Here is a 17,127-nt window from a genome sequence, read left to right on the forward strand (position 1 = left end):
CGTGGCATGAACGGGGTGCAAATCCGCATTCGCGGTAAAGTGCAGGGGGTGGGGTTCCGCCCCTTTGTCTGGCAGCTGGCCCGGAGGCAGGCCCGCTGCGGCGATGTCTGTAATGACGGTGACGGCGTCCTCGTGCGGCTGGCCGGGGGCGACGATGGTTTTACTGCCGCCCTGGCTGACCACTGCCCGCCGCTGGCGCGTATCGACAGCACCGACTGCACCCCTTATTGCTGGACGGCCACGCCGCAGGATTTCACCATCCGCGAGAGCGGGGCGGGACGCATGCGCACCCAGATCGTGCCCGATGCGGCGACCTGTCCGGCGTGCCTTGCGGAGATGAATGATCCCCGGGCGCGCCGCTACCGCTACCCCTTTATCAACTGCACCCACTGCGGGCCGCGGTTGACCATTATCCGCGCCATGCCCTACGACCGGCCTTTCACCGCAATGGCGCCGTTCCCGCTCTGTTCCCCTTGTGAGGCGGAATTCCGCAATCCTGCGGATCGCCGTTTTCACGCCCAGCCGGTGGCCTGCCCCGACTGCGGGCCGCGCCTGGAATGGCGGGCAGAGGGGGAAACGCTGAACAGCGAGGCGGCGCTGCAGGCGGCCATCACGCGGCTGGCGGCAGGCGACATCGTGGCGATAAAAGGTATCGGCGGCTTTCATTTGGCCTGCGATGCCGGTAATCCCGCTGCCGTTGCCACGCTGCGGGCGAGGAAACACCGTCCGGCGAAACCGCTGGCGGTGATGTTGCCGTCAGCGACGGGCTTACCCGACGACGCCGCGGCGCTGATGGGCTCCCCGGCGGCGCCCATCGTACTGATTGCTAAAGCGCAGGTCTCAGGCCTGTGTGACGAGATTGCGCCAGGGCTTGCGGAAGTTGGGGTGATGCTGCCGTCTAATCCGCTGCAGCATTTGCTTCTGCAGGCTCTGGCGCGCCCCATCGTCATGACCTCCGGCAACCTTAGCGGCCGTCCGCCGGCGTTAAGTAATGCTCAGGCGCTCAACGATTTAGCCGACATTGCCGACGGCTTTCTTTTGCATAATCGCGACATCGTGCAGCGGCTGGATGATTCGCTGGTGCGGTCAAGCGGTGAAATGCTGCGCCGCGCCCGGGGCTACGTCCCGGATGCGCTGCCGCTGCCGCCGGGGCTACGAGACATCCCGCCGCTGCTGGCTCTCGGCGCGGATATGAAAAATACCTTCTGCCTGGCGCGCGGCAGCGAAGCGGTGCTGAGCCAGCACTTTGGCGATCTTGGCGAGGAAGGCGTTGAACAGCAGTGGCGCAGCACCCTGCAACTGATGCAAAGCATTTACGCGTTTGTGCCGCAGCGGGTGGTGGTTGATGCCCATCCCGGCTATCGCTCAACGCAGTGGGCGGCGTCCCTGTCGCTGCCGGTGGAGACAGTGCTGCATCACCATGCTCATGCCGCGGCGTGCCTGGCCGAGCACCGCTGGCCGCTTGACGGCGGCGACGTTATCGCCCTGACCCTCGACGGCATCGGCATGGGGGAGAACGGCGCGCTGTGGGGCGGGGAGTGCCTGCGGGTTAACTATCGCCAGTGCGAACATCTTGGCGGGTTGCCGGCCGTCGCGCTGCCGGGCGGTGACCTGGCGGCGCGCCAGCCGTGGCGAAATCTGCTGGCCCACTGTCTGGCCTTTGTCCCTGACTGGCAGGATTATCCGCAGACCTCCCCCCTGCGCCAGCGCAACTGGCCGCTGCTGGCGCAGGCCATCGATCGCGGCATTAACGCGCCGCGCGCCTCGTCCTGCGGACGGCTGTTTGACGCCGTCGCCTGCGCGCTGGATTGCGCGCCGGAGAGTCTGAGCTATGAAGGCGAAGCGGCCTGTCGGCTGGAGGCGCTGGCCGCCAGTTGCCCCGGCGTCAGCCACCCGGTTACGCTGCCGTGGCGCGACGACGCGCTGGACATGGCGACCTTCTGGCGACAGTGGCTGAACTGGCAGGCGACCCCGGCGCAGAAAGCCTGGGCCTTCCATGACGCCCTGGCCTGTGGGCTGGCGGCGATGGCCCGCGACTGCGCCACCGCCCGCGGCATCGACACGATGGTCTGCAGCGGCGGGGTGCTGCATAACCGCCTGCTGGCGGCGCGATTGACCTTTTATCTGGCGGATTTTACTCTGCTGTTTGCGCAGCAGTTGCCGGCCGGCGACGGCGCAATCGCATATGGTCAGGCGGTGATCGCCGCCGCCCGCGGGCAGGCTCAAGGAACACAACAATGATAATGACAGTTTTACGCCAGCAGCCGCGCGCTGCGGGACTGGTGCTGGGGTTGATCGCGGCAAACTTACTGGCCTGGTGCTGGGCGCTGCAGGCCTTTGGCGACAGCGGCGCGCTGATGGCCGCCAGCCTGCTGGCCTGGGGCTACGGCCTGCGCCACGCGGTCGATGCCGACCATATCGCGGCGATTGATAACGTGACCCGTAAGATGATGCAGCAGGGGCGGCGGCCTTTCGCCGTCGGGGCCTGGTTCTCGCTGGGCCACTCATCGATTGTGGTATTGGCCTCGGCGGCGATTGCCGCGACCGCCACGGCCTTCAGCGCGCAGATGAGCTGGCTGCACGACACCGGTAGCGTCATCGGCACCGCCGTGTCGGCCCTGTTTTTACTGGCGATGGCCTTTATCAACCTGGTGATTTTACGCAGCGTGTGGCGCAGCTTTCGGGCGTGGAAGCGCGGTGAGAAAGTGAGCGACGAAATCGTCAGCGGCGGCGGGGTGATGAGCTGGCTGTTTGGCAAAACCTTCCGTCTGGTCAGCCGCAGCTGGCAGATGTACCTGGTCGGCTTCCTGTTCGGCCTCGGTTTTGACACCGCTACCGAAATCGGTGTGCTGGGTATCTCCGCCGCCGGCGCGTCGAGCGGGATTTCCGTCTGGTCGATTATGGTCTTCCCGGCGCTGTTCGCCAGCGGTATGGCGCTGGTGGATACCCTCGATAACGTGCTGATGGTCGGCGCCTACGGCTGGGCATTCAGCAAACCGCAGCGCAAGCTTTATTACAATATGACCATCACCGGCACCTCGGTGGTAGTGGCGCTGTTTATTGGCGGCCTGGAGGCGCTGGGTCTGCTGATGGATAAGTTTGCGCTCAGTGGCGGGATATGGCGCTGGGTGGGGATGTTAAACGATAACCTTGGCGATGCCGGATTTGTGGTGGTCGGGTTGTTTGTCGCCTGTTGGGCGCTGTCGGTGCTTAACTACCGCTGGCGCGGCTACGACAATCTGGCGCGTTAGCCTGGATATTTTCCCGGCTTGCGCTGCGCTTAGCCGGGCTACCCGACCTGCCCGGCGGCGCTGCTCTGCGCAGGCTGACCCAGGTCCTGGCGAGGCATCGCTCTGCGTCAATAATCTCAATTACTTAACTCATTGAAAAATTATTATTTTTTATCAAATCTTCATTTTCCCTCGTTTTAACGACCCGAAGTATCTGTGATTCACCTCTTATTTACATAATTTAAACCACTCGTTAACTGGATAAAAACCCGACAGCCTCGTTATAGTAGTTTTGTAAAATAAAACTTGGTTGTACAGAGTGCAACAAAGCGAGATGTTCATGGAGATCGTTACCGCGCCGCACCTTGCGGCCAGAAACGTGTGGCTTGTGTTACCTGGTGAAGCAACATGACAACCCAGGCAGACCATCCTCATCTCCGGGCGCGGCAAAACGGGCGCATCAGGCTGAAGTCACTTATTTCGTCACTACATCGTTTTCCTGATAAACATAATGAAACCCTGCGAGGAAACCATGACCGATCAATTACCGAACCGCGCGACCGATAACGACGCGCTGGAAAAAGAGACCATGCGGCGGGTTATCTGGCGCATCCTGCCTTTCCTGGTTGTCAGCTACCTGGTGTCGATTATTGACCGGGGCAATATTGGTATGGCTGCGCTGCAGATGAATGAGGATCTGGGCCTGAGTAAGGCGGCTTTTGGCTTCGCCAGCAGTTTGTATTTTGTGGCCTATTTTATCTTTGAGGTGCCCAGCAACCTGGCGATGCAGAAGGTGGGGGCCCGCTTGTGGATCCCGCGCATTATGATCAGTTGGGGAGTGGTATCGATGTGTATGGCGCTGGTGCAAAACACCACCTCCCTTTACATCGTACGTTTTTTGCTGGGTGCTGCCGAAGCGGGCTTTTTTCCTGGCGTGGTGCTCTATCTTACCTGGTGGATCCCGTCACGCTACCGTGCGCGCATCATTGCCTCTTTTATGGTGGCCATTCCGCTGGCTAACTTTATCGGCTCACCGCTTTCTGGGCTGATCCTGATGTTGGATGGCTGGTTAGGGCTGCGCGGCTGGCATCTGTTATTCATTATTGAAGGGTTGCCGGCGGTACTGCTGGGGATTGCCGCTTTCTTTATTTTGCGCGACCGCCCGCATCAGGCTGCCTGGTTAAACGACCGGCAGAAAGCGTGGCTGGAAAACACGCTTCAGGCGGAGCGCCAACAGCAGACACAGATCGGCCACACCACCACATGGCAACTGTTGAAGCATCGCCAAATCTGGATCATGGCGCTGATTTACGCCGGCGCGTCATCTGCCGGCACCACGCTTAGCGTCTGGTCTCCACAGCTGCTGAAGTCGTTCCATCTTGATAACCTGACCACCGGGCTGCTGAATGCCATCCCCTATGGACTGGCGTCGGTGCTGATGATTGTCTGGGGACGCAGTTCGGACCGGAAAAATGAACGCCGCTGGCACACGGCGCTTACCCTCTTTATGATTGCGGCTGGCGTGTTCGCGGCGTTTATCAATCTGTCGCTTCCGGCCACCATTATGATCCTCAGTACCATACTGATTGGCGCTTATGCGGCGAAGGGCCCATTCTGGGCGCTGGCATCGGGCTGGATGAGCAGCACGTCAGCTGCCGCCGGGCTGGCGGCCATCGGCGCGATCGCCAACCTGATTGGCGGCGCGGTGATGGTGAATGCCTATGGCATTATTAGCGAACGGACAGGAAGCCATACGCTGGCGATGCTGCCGCTGGCCGCCTTGTGTCTGGCAGGCGGCATTGCGGTGCTGGCCATGGGACGGCGTTACTCGCAGACTGCCAGGCAGGAAAAACAGGTGACCCATTAATAAGCAAAGGCGGGATTTTTCCCGCCTTCTTAGCCAATCTTACTCTTTCAGACCGTAAAACCTTTCGCAGAATGGCTTGCTGGCGCCTAGCTTGAGCGACAGGCGGTTGGCCGTCTCCTGCATGAGCTGGCTGATGCCGCTCTCTTTACGATCTTCCGTCAGACGCGATGCCGGCCCGGTCAGGGCCAGCGCCGCGATCAGCTTATCGTGGACGCCAAACACTGGCATTGCGAAGGCCGCGGTGTGCGGGTCGCGCGCGCCGGAGGTATAAAACGGCAGCGTCGGTTCGTCTTCCTGCAACGATTCACCCAATCCCCAGTGGCGTAAAACTTTGCTGATAGCGGAACCATCCAGCGGGAACTGGCTGCCGGGCAGGTTGCTGTGGCGTAATCCCTGGGAGGCTTCGGCGCGGAACAGACACAGGCGTTGCCCCCCCTCAATCACATACCAGCTCGCGCTTTCGCTGGAGGCCTGTGACAGCGCCTGCAATTCCGGCTGTACGACTCTGGCAAGTTCAAATGATTGCTCATAGAGCTTGCCGAGAAAGAGCAGACGGTGGCCGAGCGTATAGGTGCCATCGTCGTGCCGGATGATGTAGTTCATTCGCTCAAGCGAATTTATCAGGCGATAAACGGTTGTTTTGTGATATCCCGAAAGCTGGGCCAGCTCCGTTAACGTCAGACTGTCATTACCGGGACGGAAGCAATCAAGTAAAGCCAGCGCCTTTTCAACGGCAATTACACCTTCATTCCCCATCATGTTCTCCTTTTTGCCGAACAAAATTGTACCTGAATTTTGTGAGTAACTTCGTGTTTACATCACAAACAACTTCGCAACACTGGCGAAAAGCGAAGCAATGCTCGTATAGTTGTTTTATATAGTACACATTAGTTGTATCTGGTAAAACAAATGGAGAGTAACCATGCCTGTTTCACAACAGAAACTCATCAACTTTGATATTGCGCGTGTTGACGCGGAAGAGGTCCGCCAGGCCGCCGAATTTCAGGCCGCCATTCTGGCTGACGTGGCCGGACGCCGTGGCACATTACATGGCCGCATCAAGCCGCTGGCACCGCATATGGCGGTTGCCGGGCCGGCGATTACCGTAGAGGTCCGTCCGGGGGATAACCTGGCTATTCACGCCGCAATGGCCGTCGCCAAACCTGGCGATGTGCTGGTCATCGACGGGAAGGGCGATCTCTCCTGCGCGCTGCTGGGAGAGATCATGGCGACGCAGGCCCAGGCCAGCGGTATCGCAGGGATCATCATCGACGGCGCCGTTCGCGATGCGGAAACCTTAAGTAAACAACGCTTTCCGGTTTTCGCCGCCGGCCTGAATCCGTGCGGCCCCACCAAGTTCATTCCAGGCAGGGTCAATCATGCTATTTCAGTCGGTGGCGCCGCCGTGCAGGCAGGTGACTTAGTGGTAGGAGATATTGACGGCGTGGTCGTTATCCCGCGCGATGAAGTCCGCACCATCATCGAACTGGCGAAAGGCAAACTGGCGATGGAATCAAAACGTCTGGTTGCTATCCGCGACGGCGACCTTCGTCCGCACTGGCTGGAGAGCGCTCTCCGTCAGGCAGGGATGCTGAGCGAAGGGGAGACACTGCCATGAGCGCTAAAAATGTCATACTGATTACCGGCAGCGATTTGGCTGCAGCAGCGCTGGGGATGCTGGAAGATTACGAGCTTGTCTTTGCCGGCCGCCAGCCAACAGAATCTCAGCTGATAGCCCTGTGCCAGCAGCACAATCCGCAGGCGATACTGGTGCGCTATGGCAAAATCACGGCCGCCGTCATGGATGCCGCCCCGGCATTGAAGGTGATTGCCAAACATGGCAGCGGTATTGATGTCATTGACGTTGAGGCGGCCACCGCGCGCGGCATAATGGTTCGCGCGGCGACGGGGGCCAATGCCGCCGCGGTTTCCGAACACACCTGGGCGTTAATTCTGGCCTGTGCCAAGTCGGTCATTCCTCTTGACCGCCGCCTGCGTGAAGGGCACTGGGATAAATCAACGCATAAATCGCTCGAACTTGAGGGCAGAACGCTGGGACTGGTCGGCCTCGGCGCCATTGGTAGCCGTGTGGCGAAAATTGCGGATGCCTTTGGTATGAAGGTTCTGGCTTACGATCCCTATGCGAAAACGGTTCCGCCGGAATGTGAACGTGTTGACGAACTTAAAGACCTGCTGATGCAGGCCGATGTACTGTCGCTTCATTGTCCCTTGACGCAACACAACAGAGGAATGATCAATGCCGCCACGCTGGCGCAGTGTAAGCCGGGCGCTATCCTGGTGAATACTGCGCGCGGCGGGTTGATTGACGATGTGGCGCTGGCCGCAGCATTAAAAGCGGGGACCTTGCGTTGTGCGGCGCTCGACAGCTTTCACAGTGAACCACTCACCACGCCGCATATCTGGCAGGCGATTGATAATGTCATTCTGTCTCCGCATGTGGGTGGCGTTAGCGATGCCTCTTACGTGAAAATGGGGACCGCCGCCGCAGCCAACATTCTGCAGGTGCTGCAGGAGTCGGCTCAGACAGAAACAACGTATTAAGAGTTAACCGAACCTGCGCTCCCGGTTAATTTTTCTGCACTCTGTTTTCCGTGGCGCAGGGTGCGCACAGGGGGCGGCCAGTCGCCGCCCCTGCCCCGGCGGGGGCCTACAGTATATGAGCTTACGGGCGGCCTCCGTAGGCCGGGTAAGCGTAGCGCCACCCGGCAAAACAGGGCTGCCTGGACGGCAATCAACTTACCAGCTGCCTGAGCAGCGCAAAGGCTTCTTTCATCTTGTCTTCGCTGACCACAAAGGCACGCAGTTGATTCTCTGCATCCAGGCCTTTCGCCACCAGCCCCTCTTTGGCGGCCACGATATTCCACGTCAGATCGTCGCGGAGGGTGTCGCCGGCCAGATGCAGCGGCAGGTCCGGGGTCTTCACTTTCACCAGCATCGGCGGCAAGGTGAGCTCGCCCGTCTGCGCCAGCAGGTTTTTACTCAGGCACAGCGCGCTGAGTAAAATCGGCTGCAGGAACGGCAGCACCATGCCGTTGATTTCCGCGCAGTCGCCGAGGGCGTAAATCGCCGTGTCGCTGGTTTGCAGCTGGCTATTGACCACCACGCCACGGTTAATTTGCAATCCGGCGTAGCGCGCCAGCGACGTTTCCGGGCGCAGACCGGCTGCGGCCACCACCGCATCCACGGTTATCGCGCGCTGGCGATCTAGGCTGACGCAGATGCCGTCGGCGGTTTGCTCCAGCCCTTCCAGCTGCGATTTCAGCATCAGATGTACGCCCATCTCGGTAAGCCGATGCTGCAGGCGGCTGCTGGCCTCCGGCGGCATCAGCGCCGCCAGCACGCTGGCGGAGTTATCGACCACCGTTACCGCTTTACCGGCGCGACAGAAATCCATCGCCAGTTCACAGCCAATCAGGCCGCCGCCGACGATCAGCACCCGCCTGGCGTCGCGAAGCTGGCTCTGCGCCGCGCCGTATTCGCGCTGGCTGTTCAGCGTCAGCATCAGCTCGCGTCCCGGTACCGGGGGGATAAACGGCGTCGCGCCGGTGGCCAGCACCAGTTTGTCGTAGCGCCACTGGTTATCCTGGCTCTTCACTAACCGGTTTTCGGCGTCGATATCGCTCACCCAGGTGTGGGGAAACAGGCGCAGAGTGTACTGCTCGGCGAACTCGCCCGCGCTTTGCAGGGTGAGATCGTCGGCGTTCTGCCCGCGGCTGATGACATGGCTGAGGTCCGGTTTGTTGTACTCATCCATGCTATCGGCGGCGATGAGGGTCAGCGGGATTTGCGTATCCTGCTTACGGATATTTTTCACCAGCTGGCGGGCCGCGAAGCCCGAGCCGATGATGACGATGCCATCACTCATTTTGCCTCCGTCGCCAGAACGTCAAAGACATCTTTGCCAAGAGAACACTCAGGGCAGAGGAAATTGTCCGGCACTTCACTCCACGGCGTACCCGGCTGGACATCCTGGTTGGGTTCGCCTTTCGCCGGATCATAGACCCACTGGCACACGCTGCACTGCATCATGGGACCGAGGTCAGCGGCCGCGGCGGCGGCACAGGCACAGTCCTGTTGTTCCGGCGTTGTCGCTGCTTCAGCAACCGGCAGCGGAGAGAGGGCCCACTGGCGGGCGATGTCACGACCGTGTTGGCGGCACAGTTCCAGTGCGTCGATATCCGGGCGCCATTTGGCTTTCAGGCTCAGTGACATCTCAAAGCCGGCATCCTGCAGGCGGGTGGACAAGCGGTCTACCGCGCCGCCGCTCCAGCCGTGTGAGCCAAAGGCGCTGGCGCGTTTATTGCGAAAACGCAGCCCGGTCATCTCTTCCACCAGCCCGGCGATTTTCGGCATCATCACGTTGTTCATGGTGGAGGTGCCCACCAGCACACCTTTCGAGCGGAAAACGTTGGTGAGAATGTCGTTTTTGTCGCTGCGGGCGACGTTGAAGATTTTTACCGCCACCCGCGGGTCAACTTCGGTGATCCCCTGGGCAATGGCGTCCGCCATCATACGGGTGTTGTTGGACATGGTGTCGTAGAAAATCGTGATGCGATCTTCCTGATAATCCGCCGCCCACTCGAGGTATTTCTCGACGATTTGCGTCGGGTTATCGCGCCAGACCACGCCGTGGGAGGTGGCAATCATCTCCACCGGCAGGTTGAAGCCGAGGATTTCAGTAATTTTCGGCGTCACCAGGCGGCTGAAGGGCGTCAGGATGTTGGCGTAGTAGCGTTGGCACTGTTCGTACAGTTCAATCTGGTCCACTTCATCGTTGAACAGGTGTTCGTCGCAGTAGTGCTGGCCGAAGGCGTCATTGCTGAACAGCACCGCATCGCCGGTCAGGTAGGTCATCATGCTGTCAGGCCAGTGCAGCATCGGTGTTTCCACGAAGATCAGCTGTTTACCATTACCGATATCGAGAGTATCGCCGGTTTTCACCACGTGGAAGTTCCACTCCGGATGATGATGGTGGCCGTTGATCGAGTCGATGGCGTTGGCGGTGCAGTAGATCGGCGTATCCGGGATCTGCATCATCAGCTCAGTCAGCGCGCCGGCATGGTCCTCTTCGGCGTGGTTAATGACGATATAGTCGAGGTCGGCGAGATCGATTTCGCGGCGCAGGTTCTGTACGAACTCGCGGCTGAATTTATGATCGACGGTATCGATCAGCACGTTTTTCTCTTCGCGGATGAGATAGCTGTTGTAGCTGCTGCCGCGCAGCGTTTTATATTCGGTACCGTGGAAATTACGCACTTCCCAGTCACGTTGGCCAACCCAAAGAATGTTATTTTTAACCGCAATAGACATAGCAACCTCAATCAATACAGTGTGTTTAAATTCAGTTGACTGGCTTATATCAAGTTACATGCCAACTTTTTAATTCATTGATAATTATCTATTTTTAATTTTTTCTGATTTTGGTTGCTGTCAAAATGACAATGGCTAAAATAGTCGATATGACAATGCGTGTTGTCAAAATGACAATGGAGCGGCAATGAGTTTTTCCGTCGACGAGCTGGCGAGAATCGCCATTGATTTACAAAGCGATATTGGTCACAGCGACCGTTTTTCGCGCCTGATTACCACCCTGCGGCAAATCCTCGGCTGCGATGCCTCGGCGTTGTTGCGCTATGAGGCGCATCAGTTTGTGCCGCTGGCGATCGATGGCCTGGCGCAGGATGTACTTGGCCGGCGCTTTGCGCTGGAAGGGCACCCGCGGCTGGAGGCGATTGCGCGCGCTGGGGATGTGGTGCGCTTCCCGGCGGATAGCGACCTGCCCGACCCCTATGACGGCCTGATCCCCGGCCAGGAGAGCCTGAAGGTTCACGCCTGCGTTGGCCTGCCGCTGTTTGCCGGGCAGACGCTGATTGGCGCGCTGACCCTTGATGGGATGGATGCCGACCGGTTTGACAGCTTCAGCGATGAAGAGCTGCGGCTGATTGCCGCGCTGGTGGCTGGCGCCTTGAATAACGCGCTGCTCATCGCCCGCCTTGAGGCGCAAAACGTGTTGCCGGTGCAACCGGTGAATGACGCGCAGCCTGAGCGTCAGGAGATTATCGGCCTCTCGGCGCTTATGCTGCAGCTGAAAAAAGAGATCGATATCGTCGCCGCCTCGGATTTAAACGTGCTGATTAGCGGCGAAACCGGCACCGGTAAAGAGCTGGTGGCGAAGGCGGTGCATCAGGGCTCTCCGCGGGCGGCCAACCCGCTGGTCTATCTCAACTGCGCGGCGCTGCCGGAAAGCGTGGCGGAGAGCGAGCTGTTCGGCCATGTGAAAGGGGCATTTACCGGGGCTATCAGCAACCGTAGCGGTAAATTTGAGATGGCGGATAACGGCACCCTGTTCCTTGATGAAATTGGCGAACTGTCGCTGGCGTTGCAGGCGAAGCTGCTGCGCGTGCTGCAGTATGGCGATATTCAGCGCGTCGGCGATGACCGCAGTCTGCGAGTCGATGTGCGGGTGCTGGCGGCGACGAACCGCGATCTGCGCCAGGAGGTGGTGGAAGGGCGCTTTCGCGCCGACCTGTACCATCGGCTGAGCGTCTTTCCGCTGTCGGTACCGGCGCTACGCGAGCGGGACAGCGATGTGGTGCTGCTGGCGGGCTATTTCTGCGAGCAGTGCCGCCTGCGAATGGGGCTGGCGCGGGTGATACTCAGCGAAGCGGCGCGCGGCAGGCTGCAGCAGTGGTCCTGGCCGGGCAACGTGCGCGAACTGGAGCATGCTATTCATCGGGCGGTGGTGCTGGCGCGGGCCACCCAGGCCGGCGATGAAGTGGTGCTGGAGCCGCAGCATTTCCAGTTTGCGGTGACGGCGCCGATGTTGCCGACTGAGACGGCGGTAGCGGCGCCGGCGACGGAAAACGTCAATCTGCGCGAGGCGACCGACTCTTTTCAGCGGGAAGCGATTAGCCGCGCGCTGGAGGCGAACCAGCGCAACTGGGCGGCGACCGCCCGTGCGCTGGAACTGGACGTCGCCAACCTGCATCGGCTGGCGAAACGTCTGGGACTTAAAGGATCCCTGCCTGGTAAAAATTCTGCAGGTTGATGGCGCCGACCAGTTGGCCGTTTTCATCCACGACCGGCGCGGCGCTGATTTTGTGTTTCATCAGCCGCTCTTTGGCTTCCACCGCGCGGCTTTCCGCCTGCAGCGTCACGCCGTTGCGGGTCATCGCTTGAGTGACGCCATCGTTGAGCGTACCACCAGCAACCAGCCAGCGGCGCAGGTCGCCGTCGGTGAAAACGCCCTGCACGCGGTTGGCTTCATCGCAGACCGCCACCAGGCCAAGTCCGGTTCGGCTGAGTTCAAGCATGGCGTCCATGACGTTAGCCTCGGTATTAACACGCGGCACTTCTTCGTCGCGGCGCATCAGGTGATGCACTTTGTTCAGCAGACGCGCGCCGAGGGCGCCCGCCGGATGGGAACGGGCGAAATCTTCTTCATTGAAACCGCGCGCCTGCATCACCGCCATCGCCAGCGCATCGCCCAGCATCAGCGTGTTAACAGTGCTGGAGGTCGGCGCCAGGTGCATCGGACAGGCCTCGCGCTCCACGGCGATATCCAGCACCGCTTTCGCTGCCAGCGCCAGCGGCGAGGTGGATTTGCCGGTCATCGCCAGCAGCGGAATGGATTTCTCTTCCAGCCGCGGCACGATGAGATCCAGCTCTTTCGCGCTACCGGAGTAGGAGATAAACAGCATCACGTCGCGGCTGTCGAGCATGCCGAGATCGCCGTGCAGGGCTTCCGCCGGATGGACGAAAAAGGCCGGGGTGCCGGTGCTGGCGAAGGTTGCCGCCAGCTTTTTACCGATGTGGCCGGATTTACCGATACCGGAGACAATCAGTTTGCCCTCGCAGTGGATGATGGTTTCCGCTGCGCGGATGAAGTCGTCGCCCAGGCGTTCCGGCAGGCGGCTCGCCTCCTGCAGCTCAAGCATCAGGGTCTGGCGTCCGGCCTCTAACAAAAAGTTACTCATGATGTTCTCCAGTAATAATGACTTCAATACCTTTGGCTTCCAGCGCCCGCTGGAATTCAGGGTCAATATCGGCATCGGTAATCAATTTATCCATGCGCTCAAGGCCGCAGACGATATTGGGACTTTTACGGCCAAACTTGGATGAGTCGGCCATCAGGATCACTTCGCGGGCGGCGTTGCACATCGCCTTACTGACGGTATACACCTCGTTAAAGGTGGTAACGCCTGCCACCAGATCAATGCCATCGGTGCCCATAAACAGTTTGTCGAAGCTGAATTGTTCGAAAGCGTTTTCCGCCAGCTGGCCGTGGAATGAAGCCGATTTTTTACGGAAGGTGCCGCCCGGCATCAGGATGGTCTGCTCGTTATCGAACTCGGAAAGCGCGTTGACGATATGCAGGCTGTTGGTCATCACCGTGATGTTATTGAAGCGGCTCAGCAGCGGCACCATCTGCAGCACGGTGCTGCCGGCGTCGAGGATGATTGAATCGCCATCGTGGATGTAGCGCACGGCGGCCTCGGCAATCTGCGCTTTCTTGTGGGTGTTGATCAGCGTCTTGTGGTCGATAGGCGGGTCGGCCTCGTCTTTATTCAACACTACGCCGCCGTAGGTGCGGATGACGGTCCCGGCATTCTCCAGTATCACCAGATCCTTGCGGATAGTGGTGCCGGTGGTGTCGAAGTGTTGCGCCAGCTCTTCGACCGAGCATTTGCCCTGTGATTGCAGGTGCTCGAGAATGGCTGCCTGGCGCTGACGTGGTTTCATAGGCGTTGTATCCTGCGTTTAAGTTTCGAAGTGATAATTTCGCAAGATATTAACTTTCACAACGAAATTATGCATGTTTCGGATTAAGCGCTAATGATAGTGCATTCTGACAGAGCGGATCATTGGGAAAGATCACATCAGGCTGCAATTCCTTGAGATGTTTACCGGTAAGCGTGGGGATTTTTTGCGGGCTGGCGAAGACGGTGAGTCCCTTCATCAATAGCGTGTCGCAAATACGATCGTTTTCATCGACGGCGATAGCGACAATCGCACGTGGTTTAAAGCGCCCGGAGGAACGGCCGACGCCAACGCGGCCCTGCTGGCAAAGGCTATCAAAGGCGCGATTGAAGCGGCGAATTTGCCAGCCGCCGAAAGCCAGCTGAGTCAGCCAGGCGATAGCGGCGACGGTGATTAATGCGGTAACCATAATGTCTCCTGAAGGTGGGGTACCGGGAACAACCCGGGTACCGTTTTTTTGTCGGGTGGCGGCTAACGCCTTACCCGACCTTCCGTTTTGTAGCCCGGATAAGCGCAGCGCCATCCGGGAACCTTTTAAAACATCACCTGGCCGCCGGTGACGTTAATTGACTGACCCGTGCAGTACGACGCCTGTGGGCTGGCGTAAAACATCAACACGTTCAGCACATCCTGGTAATCGCAGCCGCGTTTCAACGGCACCTTATCGATGTAGTACTGCTCGACTTCGCTCTCATCGATACCGAGCTTGGTGGCATATTGCGGCAGCAGCGACTGGAACATCGGCGATTTCAACAGATTGCCGAGCATCAGCGAATGGACGGTAATACCGTACTCCGCCAGATCCAGCGCCAGCGACTGGGTCAGCCCGACGCCGCCGAACTTCGCCGCGCTGTAGCCGGAGTTGTGCTTACTACCGACTTTGCCGGACTTCGAGTTGATCTGAATGATGCGTCCCTTAATGCCGTCGCGGATCATCAGCCGCGAGAACTCGCGGGCGCAGAGGAAATAGCCCACCAGGTTCACCTGCAGCGAGCGGTCGAAATCCCCCAACGCGAAGTCGCTAATAAACGCCGCTTTGGCAATCCCGGCGCTGTACACCAGCAGGTCGACGCGCGTGAAAATCTCATCCACCCCGTGAGCCAGGGCAGTGACGCTGGCTTCGCTGGTGGCGTCGGCGCCGAAGCCGTATGCCGTGCCTTCGCCATATTCAGCGTTGATCTCCTGGGCGACGCGGCTGGCTTTTTCACTTTGAATATCGACCACCGCCACGCGGTAGCCCTCGGCGGCCAGACCGCGGCACAGAAACTCTCCTAAGGTTTGTCCGCCACCAATGACAACAGCAACCTGATTCATCTTTCTCTCCTTCTAAGCAACAAATTTCAGTACGCAGCCGGTCGCGATAGCATCCGGCACCGGGCCGGCGACGTGAACGGTTCCGGGAAACTCCGCTTCACGATGGCCGTCGAAGCGCAGGGTGATATGGCCAAGCTCACGCAGGTTTTTTTCGGCGACCTCGCCGACGGCGGTCACCGGATAACGCCTGTCACCGAGCTGCAGCTCTGCGCCCGGTACCAGGGGGCCGGCAAGCTCGCCGTGGTTGTGAATAAAGCAATACTCTTCGATATCCGCCGGGGCGCCCTCGCGGAAGGTGATCAGCATCTGCTCTTCCAGCGCCATCGTCGCGCAGGCGCCGATGCGGGTAATGGTGGTGTGGTAAATGACGGTCATCTTCAGGAACCTCTTACTGGTAAATAAATCCGGAAACGAACCACGCGATCAGCACCGTTGGCGCGCCGGTGAGGAAGCGGCTGACCAGCACCGACGGCACGCCAACGCGCACGGTATCCTGACGGGCTTCGGCCAGCGACAGGCCTACCGGGATAAAATCACAGGCGGCCTGGGCGTTAATGGCAAACAGCGCGGGCAGGGCGAGGTGCGGTGGAATGTTGCCAAGGCCGATCTGGACGCCGATCAGCACGCCGATGACCTGGGCGATAACGGCGCCGGGGCCGAGAAACGGCGACAGCAGCGGGAAGGAGCAGATCAGCGCCAGGGTCACCAGCCCCAGCGGATGGCTGGCAAGCGGCGCCAGGCCGTGGGCAATCCAGTCGCCGATGCCGGAGGCCATGATGATGCCGATCAGCGCCGAGACGAAGGCCATAAACGGCAGAATGGTTTTCAGCACCGTGTCGATGGTGTCGCGCCCGGCCTGGAACAGCACCGCCACCACCGATCCCATCCCCATGCCGACCTTAGCCAGCAGGCCGTCGCTCTGTTCGGTAATCTTCTTGCTGGCGTCATAATCGCGGCCTGCGGCAGGGAGTGGTTGCGCTGTCGTCTCGCCGCTATCTTCCAACAGTTTGATGTTCTCTTCTTTCACCCCGGAGACGTAAATATCCTCGACGATATACTGCGCCAGCGGCCCCGATTTGCCGGTGGCATGGATATTCACCGTAGGGATACGGCGCTTGGGATAGAGCCCGCAGCGCAGGGTACCGCCGCAGTCAATAATGGCGATGCCGATGTCGCTCTCCGCCGGTTCCCCCTCTTTAAAACCGTCCACCGCCTGCCAGCCAGTCAAGCTGGCGATGCGGTCAACGATCGCCGGGCGGGTGCCGGCGGTGATATAGACGATCTTTTTGCCTTCGACGACGTCGAGCTCAAGCGGGCCGCCCCAGCCGCCGGTGCCTTTCTCAATACGAATGCGGGTCATGATGTCGCTCCTGACAGATGCACTTTCCGGGCAAGCTGAATTGCCATTTTTCTCTCGAAAATAGAGGTGGTCAGGTCGGTGACCCAGCCGCGGAAGAAGTTGGTCACCAGCCCAACCAGCAGATAGCTCACCGCCAGGGGACCAAGCGGCAGGCCAAGCGTGGTGAGGCCGTTGGCGATGCCGAGATAAACAAACAGCTCGCCGGGGTTGATATGTGGAAAGAGACCGTTCATCGAGTGGCAGCTATAGGACGCCGCCGCGTAATAGCTGGGCTTGTACTTCTCTGGCATAAAGCGGCCGAGACTTAAGGTCATTGGGTTACAAAAAACGAAGGTGCCGATGCAGGGCAACAGCAGATAGCGGGAGATCGGATTTCCGGCGCAGCGCTGCGCCAGTTTTTCGATCCGCTGCTGGCCGATAAAGTTGATCAGCGCGTTCATGATCACCAGCAGGCTGATCAGTAAGGGGAGGATCCCGGTCACCATGCCGGTAAATACCTCGCCGCCTTTCTGAAACAGGCCGATAAACCACTCCGCGCCGTGGGTAACGACGTCAATCATTGTTCTCTCCTTCAG

The 17,127-nt window shown here is 59.6% G+C and carries 16 protein-coding genes; 6 read left to right on the forward strand and 10 right to left on the reverse strand.

Annotation, left to right across the window (positions count from 1 at the left end; all coding sequences use genetic code 11):
- The first annotated feature begins 6 nt into the window (after positions 1–6).
- The 3 genes from hypF (at position 7) to CWM53_RS02020 (ending at position 5,097) form a co-directional block, all read left to right on the forward strand.
- A complete protein-coding gene (gene hypF, locus CWM53_RS02010; RefSeq protein ID WP_100750715.1) occupies positions 7–2,241 on the forward strand; it encodes a carbamoyltransferase HypF in 2,235 nt (744 codons plus the stop codon).
- Positions 2,238–3,251 carry a HoxN/HupN/NixA family nickel/cobalt transporter gene (locus tag CWM53_RS02015; protein ID WP_008806172.1) on the forward strand — a complete coding sequence of 338 codons (1,014 nt, stop codon included), beginning with the start codon at positions 2,238–2,240 and terminating at the stop codon, positions 3,249–3,251. The genes hypF and CWM53_RS02015 overlap by 4 nt, the downstream gene beginning before the upstream one ends.
- Before the next feature lie 511 nt (positions 3,252–3,762).
- Entirely contained in the window at positions 3,763–5,097 is a 1,335-nt protein-coding gene (locus CWM53_RS02020) for an MFS transporter (RefSeq protein WP_074387770.1), read from the forward strand.
- Between the two features lie 39 nt (positions 5,098–5,136).
- Here CWM53_RS02020 and CWM53_RS02025 read toward each other — a convergent pair whose 3' ends face one another.
- On the reverse strand, positions 5,137–5,853 hold the full coding sequence (locus CWM53_RS02025; RefSeq protein WP_100730265.1) for an IclR family transcriptional regulator: 717 nt from the start codon (positions 5,851–5,853) through the stop codon (positions 5,137–5,139).
- A gap of 166 nt (positions 5,854–6,019) precedes the next feature.
- Between CWM53_RS02025 and CWM53_RS02030 the strand changes: the two genes are divergently transcribed.
- Both CWM53_RS02030 and CWM53_RS02035 read left to right on the forward strand, forming a co-directional pair.
- Positions 6,020–6,715, forward strand: a complete 696-nt coding sequence (locus tag CWM53_RS02030; protein ID WP_100675857.1) for a methyltransferase — start codon at positions 6,020–6,022, stop codon at positions 6,713–6,715.
- Complete coding sequence (locus tag CWM53_RS02035; protein ID WP_100730264.1) at positions 6,712–7,659, forward strand: hydroxyacid dehydrogenase; 948 nt, start codon at positions 6,712–6,714, stop codon at positions 7,657–7,659. The genes CWM53_RS02030 and CWM53_RS02035 overlap by 4 nt, the downstream gene beginning before the upstream one ends.
- 190 nt (positions 7,660–7,849) lie before the next feature.
- On the opposite strand, the gene norW is transcribed toward CWM53_RS02035, so the two are convergent.
- Both norW and norV read right to left on the reverse strand, forming a co-directional pair.
- Positions 7,850–8,983, reverse strand: a complete 1,134-nt coding sequence (gene norW, locus CWM53_RS02040; protein ID WP_100730263.1) for an NADH:flavorubredoxin reductase NorW — start codon at positions 8,981–8,983, stop codon at positions 7,850–7,852.
- Positions 8,980–10,428 carry an anaerobic nitric oxide reductase flavorubredoxin gene (norV, locus tag CWM53_RS02045; RefSeq protein ID WP_100730262.1) on the reverse strand — a complete coding sequence of 483 codons (1,449 nt, stop codon included), beginning with the start codon at positions 10,426–10,428 and terminating at the stop codon, positions 8,980–8,982. Before norV ends, norW begins: the two co-directional genes overlap by 4 nt.
- A 187-nt stretch (positions 10,429–10,615) precedes the next feature.
- Between norV and norR the strand changes: the two genes are divergently transcribed.
- Positions 10,616–12,166 (forward strand): nitric oxide reductase transcriptional regulator NorR, encoded by a 1,551-nt coding sequence (norR, locus tag CWM53_RS02055; RefSeq protein WP_100631379.1) that lies wholly within the window; start codon positions 10,616–10,618, stop codon positions 12,164–12,166.
- Here norR and gutQ read toward each other — a convergent pair.
- The 7 genes from gutQ to CWM53_RS02090 form a co-directional block, all read right to left on the reverse strand.
- On the reverse strand, positions 12,129–13,094 hold the full coding sequence (gene gutQ, locus CWM53_RS02060; protein WP_047044133.1) for an arabinose-5-phosphate isomerase GutQ: 966 nt from the start codon (positions 13,092–13,094) through the stop codon (positions 12,129–12,131). The two genes, norR and gutQ, sit on opposite strands and share 38 nt — an antisense overlap.
- Positions 13,087–13,860 carry a glucitol operon DNA-binding transcriptional repressor SrlR gene (srlR, locus tag CWM53_RS02065; RefSeq protein ID WP_100730261.1) on the reverse strand — a complete coding sequence of 258 codons (774 nt, stop codon included), beginning with the start codon at positions 13,858–13,860 and terminating at the stop codon, positions 13,087–13,089. Before srlR ends, gutQ begins: the two co-directional genes overlap by 8 nt.
- 67 nt (positions 13,861–13,927) lie before the next feature.
- Positions 13,928–14,287 carry a transcriptional regulator GutM gene (gene gutM, locus CWM53_RS02070; protein WP_074387776.1) on the reverse strand — a complete coding sequence of 120 codons (360 nt, stop codon included), beginning with the start codon at positions 14,285–14,287 and terminating at the stop codon, positions 13,928–13,930.
- A gap of 125 nt (positions 14,288–14,412) precedes the next feature.
- Complete coding sequence (gene srlD / locus CWM53_RS02075; RefSeq protein ID WP_008806161.1) at positions 14,413–15,192, reverse strand: sorbitol-6-phosphate dehydrogenase; 780 nt, start codon at positions 15,190–15,192, stop codon at positions 14,413–14,415.
- Between the two features lie 12 nt (positions 15,193–15,204).
- Positions 15,205–15,567: a PTS glucitol/sorbitol transporter subunit IIA gene (gene srlB, locus CWM53_RS02080; RefSeq protein WP_074387777.1), complete on the reverse strand. Its 363-nt coding sequence runs from the start codon at positions 15,565–15,567 to the stop codon at positions 15,205–15,207.
- Between the two features lie 13 nt (positions 15,568–15,580).
- On the reverse strand, positions 15,581–16,552 hold the full coding sequence (locus tag CWM53_RS02085) for a PTS glucitol/sorbitol transporter subunit IIB (protein WP_074387778.1): 972 nt from the start codon (positions 16,550–16,552) through the stop codon (positions 15,581–15,583).
- Positions 16,549–17,112, reverse strand: a complete 564-nt coding sequence (locus CWM53_RS02090) for a PTS glucitol/sorbitol transporter subunit IIC (protein ID WP_061153569.1) — start codon at positions 17,110–17,112, stop codon at positions 16,549–16,551. Before CWM53_RS02090 ends, CWM53_RS02085 begins: the two co-directional genes overlap by 4 nt.
- Between the last annotated feature and the right edge of the window lie 15 nt (positions 17,113–17,127).

The organism is Klebsiella sp. A-Nf5 (assembly GCF_002810545.1).
Lineage (GTDB): Bacteria > Pseudomonadota > Gammaproteobacteria > Enterobacterales > Enterobacteriaceae > Klebsiella > Klebsiella variicola.